The organism is Pedobacter terrestris (assembly GCF_052343045.1).
Classification (GTDB): Bacteria; Bacteroidota; Bacteroidia; order Sphingobacteriales; family Sphingobacteriaceae; genus Pedobacter.
The window spans coordinates 1,278,932-1,304,053 of the sequence record NZ_CP180264.1; the positions used below are offsets into that span (position 1 = coordinate 1,278,932).

20 protein-coding genes and 1 tRNA gene are annotated in these 25,122 nt (G+C 39.2%); 18 read left to right on the top strand and 3 right to left on the bottom strand.

From position 1 onward, the window contains the following. The first annotated feature begins 199 nt into the window (after positions 1-199). The 17 genes from ACJVDH_RS05535 (at position 200) to ACJVDH_RS05615 (ending at position 21,687) form a co-directional block, all read left to right on the top strand. Positions 200-2,791, top strand: coding sequence for a DNA translocase FtsK 4TM domain-containing protein (locus tag ACJVDH_RS05535; RefSeq protein WP_443946573.1), 2,592 nt, complete (start codon positions 200-202; stop codon positions 2,789-2,791). A 55-nt stretch (positions 2,792-2,846) separates the two neighbouring features. After that, positions 2,847-3,497 (top strand): LolA family protein, encoded by a 651-nt coding sequence (locus ACJVDH_RS05540; protein ID WP_443946574.1) that lies wholly within the window; start codon positions 2,847-2,849, stop codon positions 3,495-3,497. A 211-nt stretch (positions 3,498-3,708) separates the two neighbouring features. Continuing rightward, positions 3,709-3,981, top strand: a complete 273-nt coding sequence (locus ACJVDH_RS05545; RefSeq protein ID WP_443946575.1) for a hypothetical protein — start codon at positions 3,709-3,711, stop codon at positions 3,979-3,981. A 46-nt stretch (positions 3,982-4,027) separates the two neighbouring features. After that, a complete protein-coding gene (locus ACJVDH_RS05550) occupies positions 4,028-4,792 on the top strand; it encodes an MBL fold metallo-hydrolase (RefSeq protein WP_443946576.1) in 765 nt (254 codons plus the stop codon). Between the two features lie 45 nt (positions 4,793-4,837). After that, positions 4,838-4,921 (top strand) — tRNA-Leu (locus ACJVDH_RS05555). A gap of 1,500 nt (positions 4,922-6,421) precedes the next feature. Next, a complete protein-coding gene (locus ACJVDH_RS05560) occupies positions 6,422-7,624 on the top strand; it encodes a hypothetical protein (RefSeq protein ID WP_443946577.1) in 1,203 nt (400 codons plus the stop codon). Next, the gene (locus ACJVDH_RS05565) at positions 7,621-8,724 is read left to right on the top strand and encodes a hypothetical protein (protein ID WP_443946578.1); all 1,104 of its coding nucleotides are present in this window, start codon (positions 7,621-7,623) and stop codon (positions 8,722-8,724) included. Before ACJVDH_RS05560 ends, ACJVDH_RS05565 begins: the two co-directional genes overlap by 4 nt. Before the next feature lie 37 nt (positions 8,725-8,761). Next, complete coding sequence (locus ACJVDH_RS05570; RefSeq protein ID WP_443946579.1) at positions 8,762-9,481, top strand: hypothetical protein; 720 nt, start codon at positions 8,762-8,764, stop codon at positions 9,479-9,481. Then, the gene (locus ACJVDH_RS05575) at positions 9,468-10,217 is read left to right on the top strand and encodes a hypothetical protein (RefSeq protein ID WP_443946580.1); all 750 of its coding nucleotides are present in this window, start codon (positions 9,468-9,470) and stop codon (positions 10,215-10,217) included. The genes ACJVDH_RS05570 and ACJVDH_RS05575 overlap by 14 nt, the downstream gene beginning before the upstream one ends. A gap of 13 nt (positions 10,218-10,230) precedes the next feature. Continuing rightward, positions 10,231-11,427 (top strand): hypothetical protein, encoded by a 1,197-nt coding sequence (locus tag ACJVDH_RS05580; protein WP_443946581.1) that lies wholly within the window; start codon positions 10,231-10,233, stop codon positions 11,425-11,427. After that, a complete protein-coding gene (locus ACJVDH_RS05585; RefSeq protein WP_443946582.1) occupies positions 11,417-12,280 on the top strand; it encodes a hypothetical protein in 864 nt (287 codons plus the stop codon). The genes ACJVDH_RS05580 and ACJVDH_RS05585 overlap by 11 nt, the downstream gene beginning before the upstream one ends. Positions 12,281-12,535: 255 nt before the next feature. Continuing rightward, positions 12,536-15,922, top strand: a complete 3,387-nt coding sequence (locus tag ACJVDH_RS05590; protein ID WP_443946583.1) for a hypothetical protein — start codon at positions 12,536-12,538, stop codon at positions 15,920-15,922. 7 nt (positions 15,923-15,929) lie between these two features. Further along, positions 15,930-19,355: a DUF6443 domain-containing protein gene (locus ACJVDH_RS05595; protein WP_443946584.1), complete on the top strand. Its 3,426-nt coding sequence runs from the start codon at positions 15,930-15,932 to the stop codon at positions 19,353-19,355. Between the two features lie 21 nt (positions 19,356-19,376). Next, positions 19,377-19,631 carry a hypothetical protein gene (locus ACJVDH_RS05600; RefSeq protein WP_443946585.1) on the top strand — a complete coding sequence of 85 codons (255 nt, stop codon included), beginning with the start codon at positions 19,377-19,379 and terminating at the stop codon, positions 19,629-19,631. 194 nt (positions 19,632-19,825) lie between these two features. Further along, positions 19,826-19,990 (top strand): hypothetical protein, encoded by a 165-nt coding sequence (locus ACJVDH_RS05605; protein ID WP_443946586.1) that lies wholly within the window; start codon positions 19,826-19,828, stop codon positions 19,988-19,990. 15 nt (positions 19,991-20,005) lie between these two features. Next, positions 20,006-21,325: an RHS repeat domain-containing protein gene (locus tag ACJVDH_RS05610; RefSeq protein ID WP_443946587.1), complete on the top strand. Its 1,320-nt coding sequence runs from the start codon at positions 20,006-20,008 to the stop codon at positions 21,323-21,325. Between the two features lie 8 nt (positions 21,326-21,333). Continuing rightward, positions 21,334-21,687, top strand: coding sequence for a hypothetical protein (locus tag ACJVDH_RS05615; protein WP_443946588.1), 354 nt, complete (start codon positions 21,334-21,336; stop codon positions 21,685-21,687). A 274-nt stretch (positions 21,688-21,961) separates the two neighbouring features. Here ACJVDH_RS05615 and istB read toward each other — a convergent pair whose 3' ends face one another. The 3 genes from istB to ACJVDH_RS05630 all read right to left on the bottom strand — a co-directional run bounded on the left by istB (position 21,962) and on the right by ACJVDH_RS05630 (position 24,692). Beyond that, positions 21,962-22,711, bottom strand: coding sequence for an IS21-like element helper ATPase IstB (gene istB, locus ACJVDH_RS05620; RefSeq protein WP_443944282.1), 750 nt, complete (start codon positions 22,709-22,711; stop codon positions 21,962-21,964). A 49-nt stretch (positions 22,712-22,760) separates the two neighbouring features. Beyond that, positions 22,761-24,323: an IS21 family transposase gene (gene istA / locus ACJVDH_RS05625; RefSeq protein WP_443944283.1), complete on the bottom strand. Its 1,563-nt coding sequence runs from the start codon at positions 24,321-24,323 to the stop codon at positions 22,761-22,763. Positions 24,324-24,479: 156 nt separating this feature from the next. Beyond that, positions 24,480-24,692, bottom strand: coding sequence for a hypothetical protein (locus ACJVDH_RS05630; protein ID WP_443946589.1), 213 nt, complete (start codon positions 24,690-24,692; stop codon positions 24,480-24,482). A 79-nt stretch (positions 24,693-24,771) separates the two neighbouring features. On the opposite strand from ACJVDH_RS05630, the gene ACJVDH_RS05635 reads away from it, so the two are divergent. After that, positions 24,772-25,095, top strand: a complete 324-nt coding sequence (locus ACJVDH_RS05635; RefSeq protein WP_443946590.1) for a hypothetical protein — start codon at positions 24,772-24,774, stop codon at positions 25,093-25,095. The last annotated feature ends 27 nt before the right edge of the window (positions 25,096-25,122 follow it).

Genomic DNA, 25,122 nt, shown 5'->3' on the forward strand with positions numbered 1-25,122 from the left:
CAACAATGTGTTGATAATAAATAGACTGTTTACTTTAGCCAAGGTTTAATCTGCTTCTTTTTTTAAGGTTTGTAATTTTAAGGGTAATTTGCATTCCAATAAGCGTTTTGTTTTCAAAACATCTCGCATAAAATAAAACTCACAACAGATACAAGGATATATTTTATATTTGTTCATTGTTAAATTTTTAGGATAAAAAATGTCGGTAAGGGGTAACCAGTTTAAAGCCAATACGTTTAGAGAAAAAAATGCTGATGGCACTTCGGGGAAGGTTAATTTTGGGCGGAAGCAGCGGGAGAAAATCGATTTTTTGCCAAGTTTTGACCTTCAGGATGGGCGCGCAATCAAGATAATTGGTCTGTTTTTCGTTATTCTTTCTTTATATTTTTTAATTGCTTTTACATCGTATTTATTTACCTGGCAAGACGATCAGAGTTATGTAATTGATGCCAATGGTGGATGGGGCAATCTTTTTAAAACATCAGAAGAACTTAAAGATTCTGGCGTAACCATTCCAATTGTACAAAACTGGTTGGGTAAATTTGGCGCATTGCTTTCTCATCAGTTTATTTACGAATGGTTTGGCGTAGCATCGTTTCTGTTTGTACTCGCTTTCTTCATTATCGGTTACCGTTTATTGTTTAAAGTTAGAATCTTATCTATTTCCAAAACGCTTGGTTATAGCTTTTTCTTTTTACTTTATATTTCGCTCACTTTGGGCTTTGCACATGGTTTCTGGGCAGAATCTCCTCATTATGTTGAAGGCGAATTTGGGTATTGGAGCAATAAATTGCTTTCTGCGCAGATTGGTGCAGCTGGTGTTGCCGGACTGATCGCTTTTGCTGGTTTAACCATTTTGATTATTGCGTATAATATCGATTTCAAATTTCCGGAGAAAAAGAAGAAGGAACAATTTGTTGAACCTGAAATGACCGGGAATGTAGAATTGGTACGAGAACAGCGATCAGAGCCCGTAGAGTTTCCCGTGCGGGAAAAATCCAATCTTAATAACGAACGTAAACCTCAGAATGTGGTTTTAAAACCAAATCGTTTTGAAGAAAAAGAAGAACAGGCTGAAGAAATTCCAACTTCTGTGGTTTTATCACCCATGGAAACCAATCTTCCAGTTGCACCACCAACGCCACCGCCAGCACCTGTAAGCATGCCTTTGGTTATTGAAAATGAAGCAGAAATTGAAGAAAAACCAGAACCTGCTTTTACCGTTGCCAAAAGTGAAGAAGAAATCAAATCTGACGATTTGATTGAGCAATTTGGTAAATATGACCCAACATTAGACTTGTCCGGATATAAAAAACCACATTTAGATTTGCTTGAAAATTACGGTTCTAATAAAATATCTGTAAATGCAGAGGAGCTTGAGGCCAATAAAAACAAAATCGTAGAAACGCTTAATCACTATAATATTGAAATTGATAAGATCAAAGCAACGATTGGCCCAACCGTAACATTATATGAAATTATCCCGGCGCCGGGTGTTCGTATCTCTAAAATTAAAAATCTGGAAGACGATATTGCCCTTTCACTTGCGGCTTTAGGAATCAGGATTATTGCTCCAATGCCTGGAAAAGGGACCATTGGTATTGAGGTGCCAAACCAACATCCGGAAATGGTGGCCATGCGCAGCGTGCTGGGTACCGAAAAATGGAGCCAGACAACCATGGATTTACCAATTGCGTTAGGGAAAACCATTAGCAACGAAGTATATATCGCCGATTTGGCCAAAATGCCACATTTACTGGTTGCAGGTGCAACGGGTCAGGGTAAATCTGTAGGAATTAATGCCATTCTGGTTTCGCTGTTGTATAGCAAACATCCGGCAGAGCTGAAATTTGTTTTGGTAGATCCGAAAAAGGTAGAACTCACTTTATTCAATAAAATTGAACGGCACTTTTTGGCGAAGCTTCCGGGCGAAGCCGATGCCATTATTACCGATACTAAAAAAGTAATTAATACTTTAAATTCTCTTTGTATTGAGATGGATCAGCGTTATGATTTGTTGAAAGATGCTCAGGTTAGGAATTTGAGAGAGTATAACGATAAATTTATCAAGCGTAAGCTGAATCCAAATAACGGTCACCGTTTTCTGCCTTTTATTGTATTGGTTGTAGATGAATTTGCCGATTTAATGATGACGGCCGGTAAAGAGGTAGAAACACCAATTGCCCGTTTGGCGCAGTTGGCACGTGCCATTGGTATTCACCTGGTATTGGCAACTCAAAGGCCTTCTGTAAATATTATTACAGGTACTATTAAAGCGAATTTCCCGGCGCGTTTGGCATTCAGGGTTTTATCAAAAATAGATTCGAGAACCATTTTGGATGGTGGCGGCGCCGATCAGTTAATTGGTAGGGGAGATATGCTTCTGGCTACCGGAAGTGATTTAATTCGCCTTCAGTGTGCATTTGTAGATACGCCTGAAGTAGACCGCATTTCTGATTATATCGGAAATCAGCGTGGTTATTCAGAAGCTTATCAGTTGCCAGAATACGTAGATGAAGCCGGCGAAGGTTCTAAACTCGATTTCGACCCGAATGAGCGCGATAAGTTTTTTGAAGATGCAGCCAGATTAATTGTGATGCATCAGCAAGGTTCTACATCTTTAATCCAGCGTAAGCTGAAATTGGGTTACAACCGTGCGGGTAGAATTATAGATCAGTTGGAAGCTGCAGGTATTGTTGGGCCGTTTGAAGGAAGCAAAGCGCGCGAGGTATTGTATCCTGATGAATATTCTTTGGAACAGTTCTTGAATAATATGAACAACAAGGAGTAATTAAACTAAATGCATAAAAATTACTCTATACCTTTAGTTCAAATTAAAAGATAAGATGAAGAAAATACTATCGGCGTTTTTGGTTTTTGTAGCAAGTGCAACAGTTACCTACGCCCAAACAGATGCAAAAGCAAAGGCGATTTTAGCGGAGGTGAGCAAGAAATACAAATCCTATACTGTAGTGAAAACTGATTTTACTTTTACGCTGGAAAACCCAAAAGCAGATGTAAAAGAAGTGCAGCAAGGTACACTTTATGTAAAAGCAAACTCCAATAAATATAAGGTGGCAATGACCAATCAAGAGCTGATTAGCGATGGGAAAAGCCAATGGACTTACTTGAAAGACGATAAAGAAGTTCAGGTAAGTAATGTAGACAACAGTAGTGATGCGATTAACCCTGCTAAAATTTTTACGGTTTACGAGAGTGGCTACAAATACCTATATACTGGCGAGCAAAAAGTAGGCGCAAAAACTTATCAAATGATAGATTTAACACCTATTGATACTAAAAAGTCGATCTTCAAAGTACGTCTAAGCATAGATAAAACAGCGAAACAAATCTCAAATGTTGTTTTGTTTGATAAGAACGGAAACAAATACACCTACAAAGTGAAAATCTTTTTGCCAAATGTAAAAGTGCCGGAAACGACATTTACTTTCGATGCAAAAAAATATCCTGGCGTAGAAGTGGTAGATTTAAGATAATCAATACTCGAAAACAAGAAAGGTTCAGTTGCTTTGGTGTGAACCCCAAAAGTTGGACAAAAACTTTTGGGGTTCACTTCATGCATTAACTGAACTTTTTTGTTTTAATGCAAAGCGATTCAATGGTAATTTAGCGTTAAAATTCAACAAATCATCCAAAAACCATGCGGCGTTTTATGAATGCTGCGCGGATTTCTCTAAGTTTGTTTCAATGTCTTTACCAATTACCAACCATTCATTAGAAAAACTGGAGCAGTTGCTTTTAACTATGGGATTTAAGGTGCGTTATGAAAAAGGAAATTTCAGAACAGGATCTTGTTTACTGGAGCACAATAAAGTTATTGTAGTCAATAAATTTTCCAATCTGGAAGGTAAAATTGGTGCATTGATTGCACTGATTAAGCAAACAAATGCCGATGAAAATCTTTTTGAAGAGAAACAACGGCAGTTTTATCACTCATTAAAACAAATGGAATTATTTTGATGTACACTACCTATTTATCGTTATGCAGAAAGGAATTTTTTAGCACATGAAAATCACATTTTTAGGTACCGGTACTTCTCAGGGCGTTCCAGTAATCTCTTGCCCATGCGCAGTATGTAATTCTTCCGATCCGAAAAATAATCGTTTACGCACTTCGGTTTTAATTGAAACAGAAGATAAAACCTTGGTTGTAGATAGTGGTCCGGATTTTCGCTATCAAATGTTACGCGCAAAGGTGAAAAATCTCGATGCGGTGCTTTTTACACATGAACATAAAGACCATATCGCCGGTTTAGACGATATTCGCCCATTTAATTATCTTCAAAATAAAGTGATTGATGTTTATGCTACAGAACGTGTACAAACTGCACTAAAGCGAGAGTTTTATTACATTTTTGCGGATACCAAATATTTCGGTTTGCCCAAAATTAACCTGCACACCATACACAATGGCGAAGAAATTGCTATCGGCAAAACAGAAATTTTGCCTTTTGAAGTGATGCACCATTTGCTGCCCATTACGGGTTATCGCATTGGCGATTTTACCTACATTACGGATGCAAAAACCATTTCTAATGAATCTTTTGAAAGGATTAAAGGAACGAAAATTTTGGTATTAAATGCATTGCAGAAAGAATCTCATATCTCACACCTTACTTTAGCAGAAGCTATCGAATTGTCTAAAAAGATAGGAGCGGAACGTACTTATCTTACCCACATTAGCCATACTTTGGGTTTACATGAAGAGGTAGAAAAAGATTTGCCAGAAAATGTGTTTCTCGCCTTCGATGGTTTGGAAACAGAAGTTTAAAATTCGTTTTACAAAATCCAAAATTAATCTATATTTGCAGCATAAACCCAGGTGGCGAAATTGGTAGACGCACCATCTTGAGGGGGTGGCGCTGGCAACGGCGTGGCAGTTCGAATCTGCTTCTGGGTACTTTTAAGATTTTAACGCCTTGTAATTCAATTAATTACAAGGCGTTTCTGTTTCTCTCCATACAGTTTTACATACACTTGTTTATGTGTATAGATGGAAGCAGATCGCACATCGCTCTTCTATTTTCATTATTGATTTATTTAAATCGGTCATTTATATATCCGGCACATTACACAACGTTTATGCTTTCTATAAAATGTTTGGTTAACAAAATAGATACTTATAACTCAAAATCTTATTCATTATGAAAAGTTAATTCAAATGGACCAGTAATATTACAATACATTTAAACGATGCCTAAATGTCATTTCCGTAAAAAAAACAAAAACCTTGAAACGTTTTACTTGTAGGTTATTAGGGTTTTTGATTTAGATTTCGTGATCCCGCTGGGATTCGAACATAGTTCGAAAGCATATGTTTAATCAATATTTAATGGACTTTAGGTTCTATATTCACCTGATTACTCGCCGGTTTTTTTATCTTTCTATTGCAAATGCTGTAATATAAAAGTAGTTCAGGTTTTTGGATTTTAAAACTGAATTTTGGAATTTATCAGGAAAAGACTTACCCATTTTTCAGAATTGTTTGGCTGAAGATTTGTTTTTTTCTAGTAGAAAATGTTCCCTGCTGAATTCTGGAACATAGGGTTCATAGTATAAATTAGAAGTGTTTGCCATCCTGTTTCGGTTTAAACTGACTACCGGATTTCGGACCAAGTTGACCAGTCCGAACCATCAGTAAATGCTATGGCTGCAATTCTATTTTTGGGAGATATATAATCCCGAAGATGGAAAATACGACTATTAGCATGAGCAAAATAAGATCATCTGGCTGTACATTTGAACAGATCAATACACTTAATTACAAAGAACTTAAGTCTGGTGATCCGAAGTGAATTTTAAATGCATGGTCAACTGCAATAACTGACAGTATGCTTCCGGGTGTTTCTAGCAATTTGAGTATGCATTTTAGTCTTCTAATGTCAAAGACAAGGTCCGTTTTGGCATCATTAGGAAACAGTCGGAAAACCCGTGGAACGTCATCAGCATCATATCAAATTTCCTAATTCAAACTGTCGTTGATGATGCCTGGCGTAAGAATAGCATTGCAGTAACCAGAGACTAACGTGAGAAATTTTATTTTGAAACTATAAAATACTTATTTAATTTGCAGCATAATTTAAAACAAACAAATGATTCCATTAGCGCCTCACCAACCTCTCATCCTCCACATATTTTACGATTTCAATTCGATTTTTAACCATAAATTCAAGGCATTTGCTTAAGCGCAAAGTTTAAGTCATTTATTGCATAAAATTGGTCTATCCCCTGGGCTTTATTGCCTAAATCATCCCGAATAGTATTCAGTTAAGCTGAATGCATAATTATTGCAAACGAATGAAACCAGCTGTTTAGTCGGTTTCTATACGTGTGTTTATTCCCAACCAACAAACTAAGCTCGATTCTACATCAAATGGAATTCGGTGATATTTCTTTTCAGATGAATAAAAAAACAACAGCTGCATTTTTTGTAGCGCTCACAGCATTGACTCTTGGCGCTCAGGCGCAACAGGTTTTGGGCGATTTTACGTCCGCTGATCAATTTGAATGGCCTAAGGTGATATTTTACCGTGATCTCAATGCCAATTGGGATGACGGAATTATCAAAACCGCGCCCAACACCGGTGGAATAAGCCGTGGAGGTTTTGGAATACATATGCATGAGAGCCGTCAGTTCTCTTTCTGGTCTACAAACTTCAATCCGCTTCTTTCTATAGAGGGGGGAAGTGGCAATACCTATATACGGGGAAATGTCGGGATTGGTACGATTAATCCAAAAGAAAAGTTGGTGGTAAACGGGACTTTAAAGGTTGTTTTAGATGAAAGCATTCTCCCAGAACGGAATGTGGTCAGCATTAAATCTCTGGAATATTCCGGTATTTCTGGAGCTCGAAACTGGGCATTACGCAGCGTTTATCAATATGGTAACGGTGTAGGAGCCAACGCACCTGGCGGCGATTTAGATATTTTAAAATCGCAAGACGGAAATACGATTCTTGCCACAAAAACAGATGGTAAATCTTTAGGTAATGTTGGTGTGGGATTGATTTCACCAAGCGAAAAACTGGTGGTAAATGGAAATTTTATGGTTGTTCTGGATGAAAATACACTCCCAGAACGAAATGTAGTAGGCATTAAATCACTAGATGTTTCTGGTGTTACAGGTGCTAGAAATTGGACACTACGCAGTGTATATCAATATGGTAACGGTATAGGAACAAATGCAGCTGGAGGCGACCTTGATATTTTAAAATCACAAGACGGAAACACAATACTGGCCACGAAAACAGATGGTACACCTCTTGGTAATATTGGTATTGGCACAACAAAACCGCGTGAACGACTTTCAGTGAATGGCAACATCCGCGCAAAAGAAATTAAAGTTGAAAGTGACAACTGGCCGGATTATGTTTTTGAAACGGATTATAAAATTATGCCTTTGGCAGAGATAGAACAATACGTTAAAATCCATAGACATCTCCCTGAAATACCCAATGCACAAACAGTAGAAAATGAAGGAATTCAATTGGGTGAACTGAATAAAATCTTACTTAAAAAGCTCGAAGAACTCACGCTTCACCTGATAGAGCAAGAAAAGAAAATCAACATGCTATCATCTGAATTAAAAAAATTAAAACAATGAGAAAATACTTATTTATTCTTACCGTTTGCGTAATCTTTTTGAAGAGCAAGGTTCAATCACAAACTATTGCAAATTCAAATGTTCCTGGAATTTCTCCATCTCCTACAGATGCTTTTATGTACAAAGGAAAAAGTGTTTCCCATTATGGACTAGGTTGGTATAACGAAGCGCCCTCAGATCCACCTACGGGCTATTTTTCATCCTTTTCAGGCGTAAGGGTATTTACTCAGGGTATTCCCTATTTGAATATAAGTCGTTATGGACTTATGGGCCTAGGGATCGAAGAACCCATTAGTAAATTTCAGATTGCGGGCGATGAGATGATTACCATGGGCAACTATGAAAGTGGTAATGGTGTAAAGGGAATTCAATTCACAGGCTTCAGAGACATTTTACCTAATTATTTTGGTGCATCTATAGAGGCGGTTCCAGAATGGGTTTGTTGTGGTATTTATCCCGGAACAGGCTATCCAGGAATTAAAAATATTGGTTTGAATTTCAATGTGCATGGTCCTAGTCAGGATGTAAATGATAAGCAAACTGCATTGGCAATCAAGAGTAATGGTAATATGGGTATTGGAACCACCTCACCAAGATCCAAATTAGATATCTGGGCCGGCGAACTATATGTGACCGGAAAAGATGTTAACGGTACAGCACTTGTCACGAGCAGAAATGGAATGGTATATTTTGCCAACAATGAAGTGACTTCAGGTTTAGCTATTGCAGCTAATGGAGATATAGGAATCGGTACTTCTACACCCAAAGATAAACTCTCTGTAAACGGCAACATCCGCGCACGCGAAATCAAAGTAGACAGCGAGAACTGGCCGGATTATGTTTTTGAAGAAAACTATAAAATCACTCCATTAGCAGATCTTGAAACCTACATCAAGCAACACAAACATTTACCCGATATGCCGAGTGCTAAAGAGATCGAAAGCAACGGCGCTTCGTTAGGCGAGCTCGTTAAACTGCAACAGCAAAAGATTGAAGAGTTGACGTTGCATCTGATTGAAAAGGATAAACAAATCAATAGCCAAAGCGAAGCTTTTAAACAATTGCTTGAGCGCGTTGAACAACTGGAAAAAAACAAATAAATGTTTTAGGCCCGATATAATCAAACAAATTTAAAATATGAATTTCAAGAAAACTAGCGCATTGCTGGCCATATTGGCAGCATTTGTAACATCAGGCAAAGCCCAGCAGGCATTGGGTGATTTTACGTCAAATGAGCAATTCGAATGGCCTAAGGTTATATTTTACCGTGATTTAAATACCCACTGGGACGATGGAATCATCAAAACCGCACCCAATACCAGTGGAATCAATCGGTCCGGTTTCGGCATACATATGCATGAAAGCCGCCAGTTTACTTTCTGGTCAACAAACTTCAATCCGCTCCTTTCTATAGAGGGGGGAAGCGGGAATACCTACATCCGCGGAAATCTAGGAATCGGGACCAATGCACCAAGCGATAAACTTTCCGTAAACGGCAACATCCGCGCACGCGAAATCAAAGTAGACAGTCAAAACTGGCCGGACTATGTTTTTGAAGAAAACTATAAAATCACACCATTAGCCGATCTTGAAACCTATATCAAGCAACACAAACATTTACCCGATATGCCGAGTGCTAAAGAGATCGAAAGCAACGGCGCTTCGTTAGGCGAGCTCGTTAAACTGCAACAGCAAAAGATTGAAGAGTTGACGTTGCACCTGATTGAGAAGGATAAAGAAATCAAAACACTTCTCCAAAACGAAGAATCTCGTGATAAAAAATATGAAGAACAAGCTGAAAAGATTAAAACAATTGTGACCGAAATCAATAAACTCAAATCAAATGATAAAAAATAATTACAAATTAACGCTTTTTGCGGTACTCGCATCCACGGGTTTTACCTTTGCTCAAAATAAACTCGAGAATTCCGGAAATGTCGGAATAGGAACCTTGAATCCATTAGCGCCATTACATGTCAGTTCAGAGAATAACCTGGTTCAACTGATGATTCAACCCAAAGGGATGTCTGGTTCAAATACAAGTGTACCGTCTTATATAGATTTCTGGAGTACATTCGATAATTATCCATCAGATCAGGGGCCAAGAAGAACAGCCACCATTAGAGGTTCATTTTCCGGAGGAACCTGGGGAACAGAAAATTTAAGCTTTCATGTTGGATTAGGTCCGGGAGTTGCCAATGATCTCAGTTACTTACCCGTGGAACGGATGCGGATTACCGGAAATGGAAACGTAGGTATTGGCACAACTTCACCATCTGACAAACTCTCCGTAAACGGCAACATCCGCGCACGCGAAATCAAAGTAGACAGTCAAAACTGGCCGGATTATGTTTTTAATGAAGACTATTCAATTCCATCACTTTCTACGGTAGAACAGTATATCAAAAAGCACAAACATTTGCCGGAAATGCCTTCGGCTAAAACGGTAGAAACAGAAGGTTTGCAACTTGGAGAAATGAACAAGATGCTTTTAAAGAAAATTGAAGAACTCACGCTGTATTTGATTGAGATAAAGAAGGAGAATAAAACCTTAAATCAAAAAGTAGAAATTCTAAGCAATAAAATTAACTAAACACCAATTATTTATGAAGCTAAAATTACTAGGTTGCATGGCCTTAATGGCCATCTATACTAAAAGTGACGCCCAAAACTGGGGCAAGAGTGTAACCATTGGGGGCGATGGGGTAACCGAATTGGGCAGATACCTCGATTTTCACGACACGAATAACGGACTTGAAGATTTTAACCTTAGGCTGGAAGTTGTGGGAAATCGTTTGTTTTCTGGTGGCCACTTTATTACGCATGGTTTGGGCGTTAATACCAATTCTTTTAATGAGAACCAAGTGCATATTTATGGGGCTAGTCCAAATTCTACTAACCTGATTCTATCGGCCAATTACGAAAATACATACCGCTGGAAATTTAAAACCGTTGACCGCGGCAATGCCATTGATCTGGACATTGTAGGCACAAATAATAGCGATCAGGAAGAGCAAATTCTTAAACTTTCACCGAGTATATCTGGTCGCCCGGAGCTCACCTTTCTAAACAATTGGTTTGTAATCAATAAGGGGAATATTGGCATTGGGACTGCAAATGCAGATGCCAAACTCAGACTGGTTGGTGGCGCAGTAGTTTTAGGACAGAATACGCCCGGGACACAGGTAGATGGCCACCTCAGTTTGGGTAATGTTTTGGAAAATTCCAATCCAACCACGACAACCTGGATGGATCAAAGTACAATGGTATTGAGTGCGCTCGATTATTCTACCATCGCCTTTCATGATTCTGGTATGCGCGTAGATTTTATCCGTTCAGGAAATGGCACCATTGATCTGGGCTATGACGGCGGTTGGGGTAAAGCCAATATTGGTTTGCCCGGCGGCATCTGGAATGCTAGCGGCAATGTGGGGATTGGTACAAATTCACCAAAAGAAAAACTTTCGGTTAACGGAACAATAGGCGCCAGTGAAATTCAGGTACGGGCAAAAGATTGGCCGGATTATGTTTTTGAAGCTGATTATAAAATCACTTCATTAACGGATCTGGAAACCTACATCAAGCAACACAAACATCTTCCCGATATGCCGGGTGCCATTGAAGTTGAAAAGAATGGATTTGCCTTAGGGGAAATGAACAAACAACTGCTCAGGAAAGTGGAGGAATTAACCTTACATCTGATTGAAAAAGACCATGAGCTTAAACAACAGAAAGATGCACTCTCACAATTGAGACAGGACGTAGAAAATCTAAAAAAGCATATAGAAAAAAATGAAAAATAAAATAAAGCTAATCGGCATGCTCATTATATGCAGTACGCTAATAGCAAGAGCTCAATTTCCAAGTGCCTCGTATTTTTTTGATGAAACACAAAGCATTGCTGTTCTCGCTCCAAACAATCAGGTTGTTGCCGATGCTTCGGCTAATGGAGGTTCGTGCATATTCAGGTCGGCCAGCACACCTTCAGAAACCATGTGGTTTGGTCCGTACGCTGAATTACCGGGCGGCAATCACAACGTGTCATTCAGATTAAAAGTATCAGACAACAGTTCATCTGCCGGTGTAATCTTTATCGATGTGGTTTCCTCACAGGGTGGCTCCATATACGCACGACTTTGGGTAAAACCGAATATGTTTAAACAGGCCAATACCTGGGAGTTTATCACCCTTCCGGTTAACATTCCCAATAATGTTAGCGGCATTGAATTTCGGGGGCTAAATTTTCAATCCGGCATTGCCAATCTGTCATTGGATTACATACAGGTTACACCCGGAAATAGCCAGGGCATATATGCATCAGACTTCACACTTACAAACTCCGGCATGATGGGTTTAGGTACCTCAACACCTAAAGAGCAGTTGTCTGTGAACGGAAAAATTGGCGCTACTGAAATTCAAGTGCGTAGTGATGGTTGGCCAGACTATGTTTTTGAACCTGATTATCAAATGAAATCATTGTCTGATGTCGAAATTTATATAAAGCAGCATAAACATTTACCCGATATGCCCAACGCAAAAACAGTTGAAACTTCTGGTTTGGATGTAGGAGAGATGTTGAAAATGCAGCAAAAAAAGATCGAAGAGCTGACGCTTTATTTGATAGAGATAAGTAAAAGGTTGAAGGCAATAGAATAAATAAACGCACTTCTTAGAGGAAATGTGGTCTTTGAAGTTAAAGATCTTATTTGAAATCCATTTAACAAAACAGCAGATTTCAATCGTTAGTCCACTATGCATTTGTCTGAACAAATACTTTTTAACCATAGTGTAGAATAAAATAATAAATGCAAGCGAGTGTTGAGATCCGTATTTTTTAATCACATACATGTGAATGATGTCCTACAATCACTCAAAGACTATTAGCAATAACTCGAATTTAAATTTACAAAAATGTATAAGATAATTAAACTTATAATCGCAATGACGTTCATATTGTTCGTTAGAACTCAGGCTCAAACGGTTAATATGCCGCCAACTCCTGACGCCGCATCGTTGGTAAACAACGTTGATAGGCCAATCAGTCGCTATACCGGAACTCCACAGATAGATTTGCCAATATGGTCAATTGGCTTAAAGACATTTAATTTGCCAATTGGCCTTTCTTATAATGCTGTAGGAGTCAAAGTCGAGGAAGAGGCCTCAAATGTTGGGTTAAATTGGTCATTAAACGCTACTTTTGTAATCACAAGAGCAGTTAAAGACATTCCCGATGACTATAACAAAGGGGGGGAAATAACAGGAAGACAGGACAGGCCGTTTGATACAACTCCAAGTTCGGAACACCCACGCTTAGGAAGGTTTTGGTCCGGAAAATATGGACTTTTAAAAGACTTTGATGATTCTAATACCGACGCCAGCTACGTTTACAATTCTATTAGAAACATTAAGGCTAATTATGGGTCTTTTTTATTAGATGGCAGAAATGACTTAGAACCTGATGTATTTTACTTTTCAATCTTGGGAAAGTCGGGGAAATTTGTATTTGATGTGGATGGGAATATTCAAAAGATTTTGATGTTACCATACCAAGACATCAATATATCACATAAATTAAATTCCGAAGGCGAAATCGTAGCTTTCGAGATAACTGATAATGATGGAACCCGTTATATTTTCGATCAAGTTGAAAGATTGGAACGTATTACAGCATCAGTTCAATACCCTAAAAGTTCATCACCCGATGGGAATGGTAACTTTCCTGAAAGGACGGAAATGACTGCAATAACGCGTTACAATTCAAGTTGGTATGTTTCTCAGATTATCTCCCCAACTCATGAGGAAATAAAATTCACTTATGCCGATGAGTCTCTTGACCAATTCGATCGGCCAAACTCTACAGGTGTTACGGGCAAGTGGATAAATGGATCAACTTATAATACTGTTATTGCCGATAATAGCGGTAGGAACAAATCTACATCAAAAAAAAGATTGACCAAGATTGAAACAGAAGATGAAACTGTTAATTTTATTGCTTCAGAGCTCCGAAAAGATACTGAGCTCCCCTCTTTTGCTATAACAAGTATACAAGTTATTGAAAGGACAACTGGTCAGATGATCAAAGGGTTTAATTTGACATATGATTATTTTCAAAGTCCGCTAGCAGAACCATTGAATGGAATGAGTAACGTATTCGTTCCTTTGACCGGTTCAGAGCATCCTTCATATTATCGAAGACTTCGGCTGGATAGGCTTCAGGAAATATCTGAAAATGGTGTTCAAAACCCCCATTTATTTATTTATGATGAAAGTGCACCCCTTCCAAACCGCTTCTCATACCAACAAGATATTTGGGGATACTTCAATGGGGCTTCTTCCAACCAAAACTTATTTCCGACATTATTTATCTATCCAAAATATTTAGGAAACGAAAGGTTTAGGGTATACCCAATCTGCAATGTATATCCTTATAATGATAATTCAGTGTTGCCGGGGGCAAATCGAATGGTTGACATATTAAAAATTAAAGTTGGGTCGCTGACGAGTATAATTTACCCAACGGGCGGGCATTCTGATTTTGAATTTGAATCCAATCAATTTCTTTTTGACGGCTGTGTTTATAACGGGGGCGGAATAAGGATAAAAAGTGTCAAGAATTATGTGTCTTCTGATGCGAACGAACCGAGCAAAATTACAAATTATGCATATCACGATTCTGAAGGAATTTCTTCAGGAAGGATAATCGCAATGCCCGTCTTCGCAGGTAAAACCTTAGCTGAGTTTTTTTTCTATAACAGCTCTCAGGTGGCTCTAGGAAATAGCAACGGCAGTTATGTAGGTTATACGATTGTTACGGAGCGAAATGAAGGTTTGACAGATAATGGTACTATAAAATACATCTATAGTATGCCAGCAGTTTACAACCAAACATCGGATGTTGAATATGGAATTTATCATAGTTCAAAAATAAATTGGTTTGACGACCAATACTATATTAATGATCCAGTATACTTAGAATACAAAAATAGTTATCATTTGATGCCAAATACATTGCCATATCCTCCAAATCCGGATTATGATTGGAATAGGGGAAAGCTAATCAAACAGATTTATTTTGATGAGATAGGGCAAGCTAAAAAGGAAATAACGAATACATATGCCATATATTCTGCTGCTGCATGGAAGGGTAATAAAAAAGTATTTGGACTTGTACATGGTTCAATAGGGGAAATACTTCTTTACAGCAAATACGAAGTTATTGTAAATTATGCGAATGTGTTAACAAGCGTAACTACTAAGTATTATCACGATGTAAATAATGAACAGACTAGTAAAACTAGTTATAATTATGCCTCAACAGGCCATATGAAACCGGTGGAAATCATAGATGAGAATAGTTCTGATGTCCACAATGTGACTAAATTTATTTATCCTCATGATTATTCTATCAGCACTCCGCTACCAATCGAAATTTTAACTTTAAAAAATAAAAATATCATTTCAGAGCCCGTAGAATCACTGAATTATCTCGAAAATAATGGTACTAAAAAGTTACTTGGTGGGCAGATCAAAGAGTTTAAGATTATTGAAGATCAAATCGTTTGCGACAAAGTGTATGAGGTCGAAACTGATATCCCTATTACCGATTTCGTTGAATCTTCTACTTATTTCGAATTATTTAATAAGGATCGAAGGTATAAAGAACATATTGCTTTTGATCATTACGATTCAAAAGGGAATGTGTTACAACTTACTGCGAAAGGTGGGATAAAGCAAAGTTTTATTTGGGACTCCAAAAAACACTATTTGATGGGATACGCTAACAACGCAAATATAAACGATATTGCTTTTACAGGCTTTGAGCATGAAGGAAATGGGGGCTGGAGTTATAGTGGAACAGTGATGACTGAATCAAATGGAAACAGATATCTTTCATTACCACCCAATGGTAGCGGTAGTATCAATAAGATGGATTTGGATCCATCAAAAACATATGTAGTTTACATGCATTATAAAGACTTCGTCTCTGGAGTACCTAGTGGTTTTACAGTTGTATCAAAATCTGATCATACCGGTTGGTTGATTTGTAAGGCTGTCATTAGTGGATCCAATGCATTTAGTTTTCAAAGTATTGATTGTTGGATAGATAATGTCCAAATCCTGCCAATCAATGCTCAAATCACCACCTACACCTACAAACCTTTAGTCGGCATGACAAGTCAAACCGACCCCAAAGGTATGACCACCTATTACGAATACGATGATTTTGGCCGTTTAAAATGGATCAAAGATCAGAATGGAAATATTGTAAAGGAAAACCAGTATCACTATAAAAACTAGCGCGCTCATGAATACATATTTTAAAAAACTTTTTTCGCCGGTACTTTTGGTTTTGTCCGCGTTTAATGCCAACGCCCAGCTGGAGCTGAATACCTACAACGGGGAACCTCAAATCAGTGCGCAGTACAGCATAACGCTCAAAGCACCATTTCATATCCCTGCGGGAAGTAATGTTCGGATTTTTACTACAGGTGTCAGTTATCAAAACTGTCTTCCGCAGGTTTCTGCGGCAAGCAGCAACCAGAACTATATCCTCACACGTACATTTAGAAGGCCAGATGTAACCTCCACAAATGTTGGCAATACATTTGGCATGTGTGAAGAAAACCTGGTAATCCAATATATTGATGGACTTGGCCGACCGCTGCAAACCGTTGCTGTAAATGGCGGTTTACCCGGGCACGATATTGTAAGTCCTGTAGCATATGATGCTTTTGGCCGTGAAGACAAAAAGTATTTGCCATATACCGTTTGGAACAATAATGGCGCTTACCGTGCAGATGCCATAACTGGTGGTGGCCAGGCAGGCTATTATCTTGGCCCTCCGGGTAACATCAAAGCAACTTCTACACCTTTCTCACAAACCATATTTGAGGCCAGCCCACTCAACCGCGTATTGGAACAAGGCGCACCAGGCGATGCATGGCAACCTGTTGCAGGCAGCACAACCGGGCATACGGTAAAAATGGAATACGGAACCAATACGGCCGATGAGGTAAAACTATGGACAGTAACTGCCGATGGTGCTACAGCCAGTTTCTATGGCGCAGGTAAATTGTATAAAACGGTTTCCAAAGATGAAAACTGGACCTCCGGAAAAACCGGAACCACCGAAGAGTTTAAAGACTTTGATGGCCGCGTAGTATTAAAACGCATTTGGGAAAATGAAGGCAAAAGTTTAAGCACCTATTACGTATATGACGATTTTGGCAACCTGCGTTATGTGCTTCCACCTGCTGTGAATCCGGGTACAGATGCGGATAGCGGCTATGAAATAAACAGTTTTAAAGAAACTGATAAGATCTTCCTGGATTTTATTTATGCTTACCATTATGACGGAAGGAAGCGAGTAGTTGAAAAGAAAATACCGGGTAAAGACTGGGAAGAGCTGATTTACAACAAGCTCGATCATGTTATTTTCACGCGAGACGGTTTACAACGCCAGCAATCGCACCGCAGTTTTATCAAATACGATGCATTTGGACGGGTAACGATGAGCGGGGTAGAGTCAGGCCATACCGATACACGTGCAAATGTACAGGGAACAGTAAATAATCTTGAGCCACAATGGGATACCCCCTTTTATGGTGCAAACAATCTTGAAGGTTATGACAATGTAAGCGCCCCGAGCAATGTAGCCAATATGCGGGTAGATGTGGTAAATTATTACGACAACTATGAACTGCCAGGCTTGCCCTACAATTATGCAAGTGAACACAGCCAGATGACCAAAGGTTTACTTACGGCCACGAAAGTTCGGGTAATCGATACCGATCATTTCCTGTGGACGGTAAATTACTATGATAAAGAAGGCAGGGTAGTTAAAATCTACAGACAGCATTATCTGGAAGGTCAGCCAAAAGAAGGCAATTATGATGAAATCACCAACAGCTACAACTTTGATGGCAGTGTTTCCTATTCTACTCGTTTGCACAAAGTAAACAACAGCACCACACTTACGGTTGCCAACCGTTACGAATATGATCACCAGGGGAGGAAGCTGGCGACTTTTGAGCGCATCAATAGTCAGGCGGAGATTGCGTTGAACCATTATGTATATAATGAGCTGGGGCAATTGAAAGAAAAGAAGTTGCATAACGATGCACAAACCACCAGTTACGCTTACAATGAAAGGGGGTGGTTAACCAAAAGTACCAGCAACGAGTTCAGTATGGAGCTGAAATACCAGGACGGTACTACGCCCAGTTACAACGGTAATATTTCCAACCAATACTGGGGAACCGGAAATACGTTCCCTAACGTATTCACCTATCAATATGACAAACTCAACCGTTTGACAAAAGGTGCTAGTACCGGCGTGAGCATGAGTGAAGAACTCACTTATGATGTAATGGGCAATATTGAAACACTGGCGAGAGATGGCGGCAATCCAAACTGGTACGATTATCCAAATGGTAACCAATTGTGGTATGTTGGTAATGTAACCGACGGCTATGAATATGATGCCAATGGCAATGCGATAGTAGACGGACGTTTGCATTTTAATGTTGAATACAATCAACTGAACTTGCCTAAACGGATCTCCAACATCAATTTAAACTATACTTATGATGCTACCGGAAGAAAGCTGCGGAAAAACAGCAATAATAGCCTGCGCAATTATATTGATGGGATAGAATACAAACCAGAAGGAACAATAGATTTTATTCAAACCGAAGAAGGAATCGCACAAAACAACAGCAATAACGAATACAGTTACCGCTACAACCTGAGTGATCATTTGGGAAATGTGCGAGCCACGTTTTATTTCAATCCGGCCAATAACAACCAATTGGAAGTCATTCAGCGCGACGACTACTATGCTTTTGGAATGCGCAAAAAGGGTTCTCCAAGTTCAATTGTAAATAAGTACCTTTATAACGGCAAGGAGTTGCAAGAAGAGCTGGGTGATCAATATGATTACGGCGCCAGGTTCTATGATCCGGTAATAGGCAGGTGGAATGTGGTGGATCCGTTGGCGGAGCAGATGAGGAGGTATTCTGTTTACAACTATGGTTTCAACAACCCCGTTAGATTTGTGGATCCGGACGGCATGATGCCAGTACCTCCAGATGATTACTACTATGATGGTTATCAGAATTTACAATATGTTGTCCAAACAGGGGAGCTTGATAGGTTTTTTCAAAAAGGTATTGATCAAAATTATTCAGAAAAATCTTATTCTGACTTGAGCAGTTCTATGAATGTTGAATATAGGGCTGCAAAAATAGGTTTAGGGCTTGGGAATTTGGCATTTGATGGAGGGGTTTATTCGACACCAAGTTTAGATCCAAAAGTTGAAAAGGAAAAAGTCTCTTTAAATGAGGATTATAATCCATTACTTGCGAGAGGGTCATTAACCTCTTCAAAATTTCCGGCAAATGACGGTTTTGTTGGTCTAGGTCCCACAGGTGAAATTCAAGAAGGAATGATTATTGATCGATTTGGTGGTACAAGACCTACCTCTGAATATTTTTCTCCACAGGGAACCCCAATATCTCAAAGATTTTTATTGGAGGGAACTGATACAAAAGTATACGAAGCATGGAGAGTTGTTAAACCTTTTAATGTTAGAGGAGGGCCTATTTCAGGTGCAAATGGTCAATCTACAGGAGGTATCCAATTCAAATCTTCATTACCTGCCGGTAGGTTGATAAGTGAAGGATATATTGAACCTTTACCTGAAATTGTCCCTGAAGTAATTATCCCTTAGATTAGTATAATATTTTTTATAATGAATATAGAGACTTTGAAATCGACGTTGGATTTGTTAAATGTAAATCCAAAAGATTATTCGCTTGATGGCACTTTGTTACCCATGAGAACTATACTTCTCTATTCCAAAAACAAATGGCTTACGTTTGAATATGATGAACGAGGAAAAGAACATGATGTAAAAGAGTTTGCTAATGAAAATGATGCCTGTCAAGATATATTGGATAGATTGTTGTATTTAATAGAGTGGAGAAAAAAGTACAACGTAAAATAATCTCCAGCTAGCACACGCGTGCCACGTATGAACATAACTATTAGACAACAACCGAGTCCTGATTTTTCAGAGCTCGGTTTCTAACATTTCACGCATCAGTTAAACGAAAAAAACTGCATAACGATGCGCAGACCACTAGCTACGCTTACAATGAAAGGGGGTGGTTAACCAAGAGTACCAGCAACGAGTTCAGTATGGAGCTGAAATATCAGGACGGTACTACGCCCAGTTACAACGGTAATATTTCCAATCAATACTGGGGAGCCGGAAATACGTTCCCTAATGTATTCACCTATCAATATGACAAACTCAACCGTTTGACAAAAGGTGCTAGTACTGGCGTGAGCATGAGTGAATAACTCACTTATGATGTAATGGGCAATATTGAAACCCTGGCGAGAGATGGCGGCAATCCAAACTGGTACGATTACCCGAACGGTAACCAATTGTGGTATGTTGGTAATGTAACCGACGGCTATGAATATGATGCCAATGGCAATGCGACAGTAGACGGACGTTTACATTTTAATGTTGAATACAATCAACTGAACTTGCCTAAACGGATCTCCAACATCAATTTAAACTATACTTATGATGCTACCGGAAGAAAGCTCCGCAAGAACAACAATAATAGCCTGCGCAATTATATTGATGGAATAGAATACAAACCAGAAGGAACAATAGATTTTATTCAGACCGAAGAAGGAATCGCACAGAACAATGGCAGTAATGAATACAGCTACCGTTACAATCTGAGTGACCATTTAGGGAATGTACGGGCCACGTTTTATTTTAATCCGGCCAATAACAACCAATTGGAAGTCATTCAGCGAGACGACTACTATGCCTTTGGAATGCGTAAAAAGGGTTCTCCAAGTTCAATTGTAAATAAGTACCTTTATAACGGCAAGGAGTTGCAAGAAGAGCTGGGAGATCAGTATGATTACGGCGCGAGGTTCTATGACCCGGTGATAGGGCGTTTCAGTACTGTTGACCCACTTTCTGAAAAGATGCGGAGGTTCAGCCCTTACAATTACGCATTTGGAAACCCGATGCGTTTTACAGATCCTGACGGGATGATGCCAGATGATATCATTTACAAAAATAGATTGACTGGTAAAGAAGTAGGGCGAGAGATATTGCCTGGGAAGGATGTAGTTAAGTATACAGATGCTAAGAGCACGGCAGAATTAGTAGCAAACAACTTTGATCGTCCAAAAATAAGCCAAGGCGAAGCGAGTACAAAAGAAGAAACAGCAGCAAGAGCATCAGCTTATGGAGAAAGGGAAGCTGCAAAAAGTATTGACTATCAAGATATGTCGCAACCATCTACTAGTTTAGCTGTTGCTAAAAATGTAGTTTATGGTTTTGCAGGTGAGTATTTGTTTGCTAAAGTAGCCCCCTTGGTAAAAGGTTTGTTTTCAAGTACTACTGTTCAAGCAGAAAAAAGTGTGTTTACAGTTACACAAGAGGGAGTTGTATTGCCGAAAGGAGCAAACATTCCTGAGGGATTAGTTCAAAATCCATATAGGAGTTCAAGCTATGGGTCAATAGAGAATGGAAAATTTGTAGAAAAATTAAGAATAGATCCTCCAACCCCAGTTAATACAAAAGGGCCTCAAATAAGTCATTTTCATTTAGATGGAGGGAAAGAACATATATTTGACATTACTAGATGGCCTAAATCACAATAAAAATTACTATGGAATTTGAAGAATATTCTTGGCATAATTCAGAAATTAGAAATATTGAGATAGATAGGGCCAAGCCAGGCAAGAGTGACACGGTCTTATTTAAAATAGATTTGGTAGATAAAGGCATTTGTACCCTTGTTTTTGAAGATGTATATTGGATAAATTTTAATATGAACTTGGGTATAGAAGCAGTTGAATGTATAGATTGTGCTTTTATTGACAGTGAAAGCACAGATGTTTCGGATTTATATAAGAAATGGAATGGCTTGATAAACGAAATTGAGTTACGTTGTTATGTGATAAAAACTATCTCAACTGGTAGTTTAATAAAGATTATTGCAAAAAAATTTATAGTTATTTAAAACTGTCCCGCTTCATTTGGTCTTAGCGTATCGCTAAGACCAAAATGCGCTGAAATAACAAAGCTTGACAGTTTAAAAACTGTTGGGTTTTGTCATTTCTATAGTAATCCAAGTTTGAGGAGCCTTGCATTAATTGCTCCATAAGTTCTGTATGTAGTCGGTAATAAGGAATGTAGAGTTTTTGGTAATTAGGAATACAGTATTTTTGGCAAGAATGGTGCAGAGAAAATGGCACTAATAAATACAGAGTCCGTTCAAAAGTAGGTTAATATTTTTACGATTCAAAAAAAGTTTGACGGTTCTGAAGCCTGAAACTATCACCTGTTAGATTCACCACTTCACACTTAAAAAGTAACCTGTCTAGCAGCGCGGTCGCAATAACTTCATCCTCTAACATTTTGGCCCATTCGGTTGGTTTTTTATTGGTTGTAACCACGATTGAAGTGGACTCATAAATGTGGTTTATAAAGTTAAAAAAAGCCACTGCCATATTTTTTTCCAGTGGAAAAAGCATAATGTCATCCAACACGAGCATATTGGCTTTAGCCAATTTGTTGTATTCAAGCATTTGAGATTTTACAAAGTCCTTTGTTCTGAGCGTATTTATAATCTCATCCATTGACCTGAAATAGGCCTTGTAGCCCGCTTTGACTGCATCCCGGCACAATCCCGCTGCCAAATGTGTCTTCCCTGTTCCTGATGGCCCCATTAATACCATATTGAACAATTGATCCATCCAGTTTAGCTCTCTGAGTTGTGCTAGCCTTTCGGTTCTAAGCCCATTTTTTTCCGGATCGTAATGTTCAAGATCACTGCTTCTGGGCAACCCTGCTGCCTTCATCCGCTTGGCTTCATCTTTTTGTTGACGGTGCTCCACTTCGCTCTTCAATAGACGCAAAGCGAACTCCATAAAACCAATCCCATTTTTTTCGGCATCATTTACGATGCCCTCCAGACTTGCACCCATGCCAGTCAGCATAAACTTGCTGCAAAGCTGTCTGATCTCCTGTTTCTGTACTTCCATGTTTTTTGCTTTTTTAGTTACGGAGCCATATCAAATGACTCCGCTTTTGTTATTTTTGATTAAATATTTCATCGTAATCATCCAGATCACTCTGTTGAGGAACGGTGTCCGCATTTCTGCGGCTTTCCCCACTCAATGGGTTGAGCTGGATTATTTTTACCTCAGATGCATCTTCAGATTTGTACTCCCGGAGCATACTCTTTACAATTGCCTTAAAGTCTGTTGCGCTCACAATGTTATGGCTGCATGCATAATCCAATGCACGTGAGGCAATCACAGGATCCAGACCAACTACTGTGGACCTTAACAACTGGATCTGATCCCGTATATAACGTGGCTTATGGTTTCTGATCTGACTAAGCCAGTTTATTGCTTTGAGTTTGTTTTCCATAAGATCACAGAAGTCCTCCATCATTTCCACGATAGCGGTTTCTTTATCCCGCCCATGGTCTCTTGAAAGGATTTTCTGTCCTTTTAGCCTGGAGAGCTCGTGCCTGCATATTTCGGTAAGGCTGTGGTCCATGATAATTATCTGCTCATAGGTAACTTTGACCAATACTGTTTTTGATTTTTTATAAGTCCCCAATGGAACACTGTAAACATTGCTTTTATAGGAGATCTTATTGTCCTTGTGAACGGTATAGGCAGGATATTCTATTGGCCTGGTTTGAGTTGGTTGCCAGGGGGTTAAAAAAGCTTGCTCAATTATGAATTCCTCCAGTGGAATAAGTTTGGTTGTGCCATGTTGCATTAGGTTTGCCGTTCTGGATAGCCATGCCAGCGCATCGGAATTCAATGTTTCCATATCTCTGAAAGAGCGGTTGTAAAGAAAGTTCTGTTTTACATACTTGACTACGTTTTCTACTTTGCCTTTGCTTTCAGGATCGGCCTTTCTGCAGAAGTGGGTGGTAAAGCCGGATGAGCGGACATACGCACGGAAACCAGCGGTCATAATGATATCACCCAGGTTTTCTGAAACTATAAAAAGCCGATCCTGATCATAAACGATCTCCAGTGGTTGCCCTCCAATGAACTGAAAAGCTTTTTCATGAGCATTTATAACCGATTCGGTGGTGAAAGGGGTATCACTGAAATAAATATATTTGTAACGGGACCGCGCCAGTACAAAAGTAAAGAACTGGACTTTTTTGGTTCTGCCCTGAGTGGTTGACATATTGTAGAAACCAAAGTCGACCTGTGCCTGCTGACCATAGGGCAGTTCCGGAACAGAGGAATAATCTCTTTGAGGTTCAGTCTTTGGAAGGTTGTACTTGTTCCTGACAGAACGCACAAAGTTGAAGGCGGTCTTTGGGCTAACACTTGGGAAATTTAGATTGTGCTCCTTCAACCAGTCATGCATCTGGGCGGCAGAGGTAGCTGGATACAGAATTAGCTTTTCCCGGACGAACTCCTCATACGCATCCAGGGAACATTTTCTGCCAAGTGGCGCTTCCAACTGTTCAAGGTAAGCTTCTTCACTCAGCAGTAATAGCCGTTTGACGGTACGCCAGTCCATAACCAGGTGCTCGGCAATCTTCTGAATGGAAAAACCAGCTCTTTCCATTTGGTGGACTTCATGATAGATCATAAGTTTGTTTAAATAATAGTTCATTGAATCCCTTGTATTTTGTGGTGAAAGACAAAGGTGTTCTAATCTTTTGGGGCTTCGCCCCAAAAGGTGAACTATGTATTTATTCTTACCAATTTCTCGACATCATTCTTGCCAATTTCCCTGTATTCTTGGTTACGAAAAATCCTGTATTTTTAATTACCGATCACATCTGTAGTGTAATTTGGTAAGTTCGGTAATGTTAGTGCCTTCTGCAAAGCGTTGCGTGAGCAGGTTATCTTCTTCTTCACTCCATTGCAGTCCCTGATTGCCTTTTTCGGCTACCGCCCTAAGTTCATTGAGAGCAAAGAACAGGCCTCTGATAATTTCGGGCTGGTTGTACGGGCTATCGGCCGGGAATACTTCTCCCATACGAGTGCCATCGCTTTAGGGGTTTTATGTGCCGATTGTTATCCTGAATAGGCTTTACCGATTTTGGTATCACGTAAGAATGCGCTTGCCAGAAACAGGAGTTTATGAATATGACGCCAATGGCAATGCGATAGTAGACGGACGTTTGCATTTTAATGTTGAATACAATCAACTGAACTTGCCTAAACGCATCTCCAACATCAATTTAAACTATACTTATGATGCTACCGGAAGAAAGCTCCGCAAGAACAACAATGGCAGTTTGCGCAATTATATTGATGGAATAGAATACAAACCAGAAGGAACAATAGATTTTATTCAAACCGAAGAAGGCATTGCACAGAACAATGGCAGTAATGAATACAGTTACCGCTACAACCTGAGTGATCATATCTTGTCCTGAGCTTGCCGAAGGGTGGGAAATGTGCGA

What these genes read in the sequence shown, in the direction of transcription:
- ACJVDH_RS05580 (WP_443946581.1), top strand. Translation starts at nt 10,231, where the DNA reads ATGAAGCTAAAATTACTAGGTTGCATGGCCTTAATGGCCATCTATACT.
- ACJVDH_RS05630 (WP_443946589.1), bottom strand. Translation starts at nt 24,692, where the DNA reads ATGGGAGAAGTATTCCCGGCCGATAGCCCGTACAACCAGCCCGAAATT.
- ACJVDH_RS05545 (WP_443946575.1), top strand. Translation starts at nt 3,709, where the DNA reads ATGTCTTTACCAATTACCAACCATTCATTAGAAAAACTGGAGCAGTTG.
- istA (WP_443944283.1), bottom strand. Translation starts at nt 24,323, where the DNA reads ATGAACTATTATTTAAACAAACTTATGATCTATCATGAAGTCCACCAA.
- ACJVDH_RS05595 (WP_443946584.1), top strand. Translation starts at nt 15,930, where the DNA reads ATGAATACATATTTTAAAAAACTTTTTTCGCCGGTACTTTTGGTTTTG.
- ACJVDH_RS05540 (WP_443946574.1), top strand. Translation starts at nt 2,847, where the DNA reads ATGAAGAAAATACTATCGGCGTTTTTGGTTTTTGTAGCAAGTGCAACA.
- ACJVDH_RS05615 (WP_443946588.1), top strand. Translation starts at nt 21,334, where the DNA reads ATGGAATTTGAAGAATATTCTTGGCATAATTCAGAAATTAGAAATATT.
- ACJVDH_RS05635 (WP_443946590.1), top strand. Translation starts at nt 24,772, where the DNA reads ATGCGCTTGCCAGAAACAGGAGTTTATGAATATGACGCCAATGGCAAT.
- ACJVDH_RS05600 (WP_443946585.1), top strand. Translation starts at nt 19,377, where the DNA reads ATGAATATAGAGACTTTGAAATCGACGTTGGATTTGTTAAATGTAAAT.
- ACJVDH_RS05560 (WP_443946577.1), top strand. Translation starts at nt 6,422, where the DNA reads ATGAATAAAAAAACAACAGCTGCATTTTTTGTAGCGCTCACAGCATTG.
- istB (WP_443944282.1), bottom strand. Translation starts at nt 22,711, where the DNA reads ATGGAAGTACAGAAACAGGAGATCAGACAGCTTTGCAGCAAGTTTATG.
- ACJVDH_RS05585 (WP_443946582.1), top strand. Translation starts at nt 11,417, where the DNA reads ATGAAAAATAAAATAAAGCTAATCGGCATGCTCATTATATGCAGTACG.
- ACJVDH_RS05565 (WP_443946578.1), top strand. Translation starts at nt 7,621, where the DNA reads ATGAGAAAATACTTATTTATTCTTACCGTTTGCGTAATCTTTTTGAAG.
- ACJVDH_RS05610 (WP_443946587.1), top strand. Translation starts at nt 20,006, where the DNA reads ATGGGCAATATTGAAACCCTGGCGAGAGATGGCGGCAATCCAAACTGG.
- ACJVDH_RS05535 (WP_443946573.1), top strand. Translation starts at nt 200, where the DNA reads ATGTCGGTAAGGGGTAACCAGTTTAAAGCCAATACGTTTAGAGAAAAA.
- ACJVDH_RS05605 (WP_443946586.1), top strand. Translation starts at nt 19,826, where the DNA reads ATGGAGCTGAAATATCAGGACGGTACTACGCCCAGTTACAACGGTAAT.
- ACJVDH_RS05570 (WP_443946579.1), top strand. Translation starts at nt 8,762, where the DNA reads ATGAATTTCAAGAAAACTAGCGCATTGCTGGCCATATTGGCAGCATTT.
- ACJVDH_RS05590 (WP_443946583.1), top strand. Translation starts at nt 12,536, where the DNA reads ATGTATAAGATAATTAAACTTATAATCGCAATGACGTTCATATTGTTC.
- ACJVDH_RS05575 (WP_443946580.1), top strand. Translation starts at nt 9,468, where the DNA reads ATGATAAAAAATAATTACAAATTAACGCTTTTTGCGGTACTCGCATCC.
- ACJVDH_RS05550 (WP_443946576.1), top strand. Translation starts at nt 4,028, where the DNA reads ATGAAAATCACATTTTTAGGTACCGGTACTTCTCAGGGCGTTCCAGTA.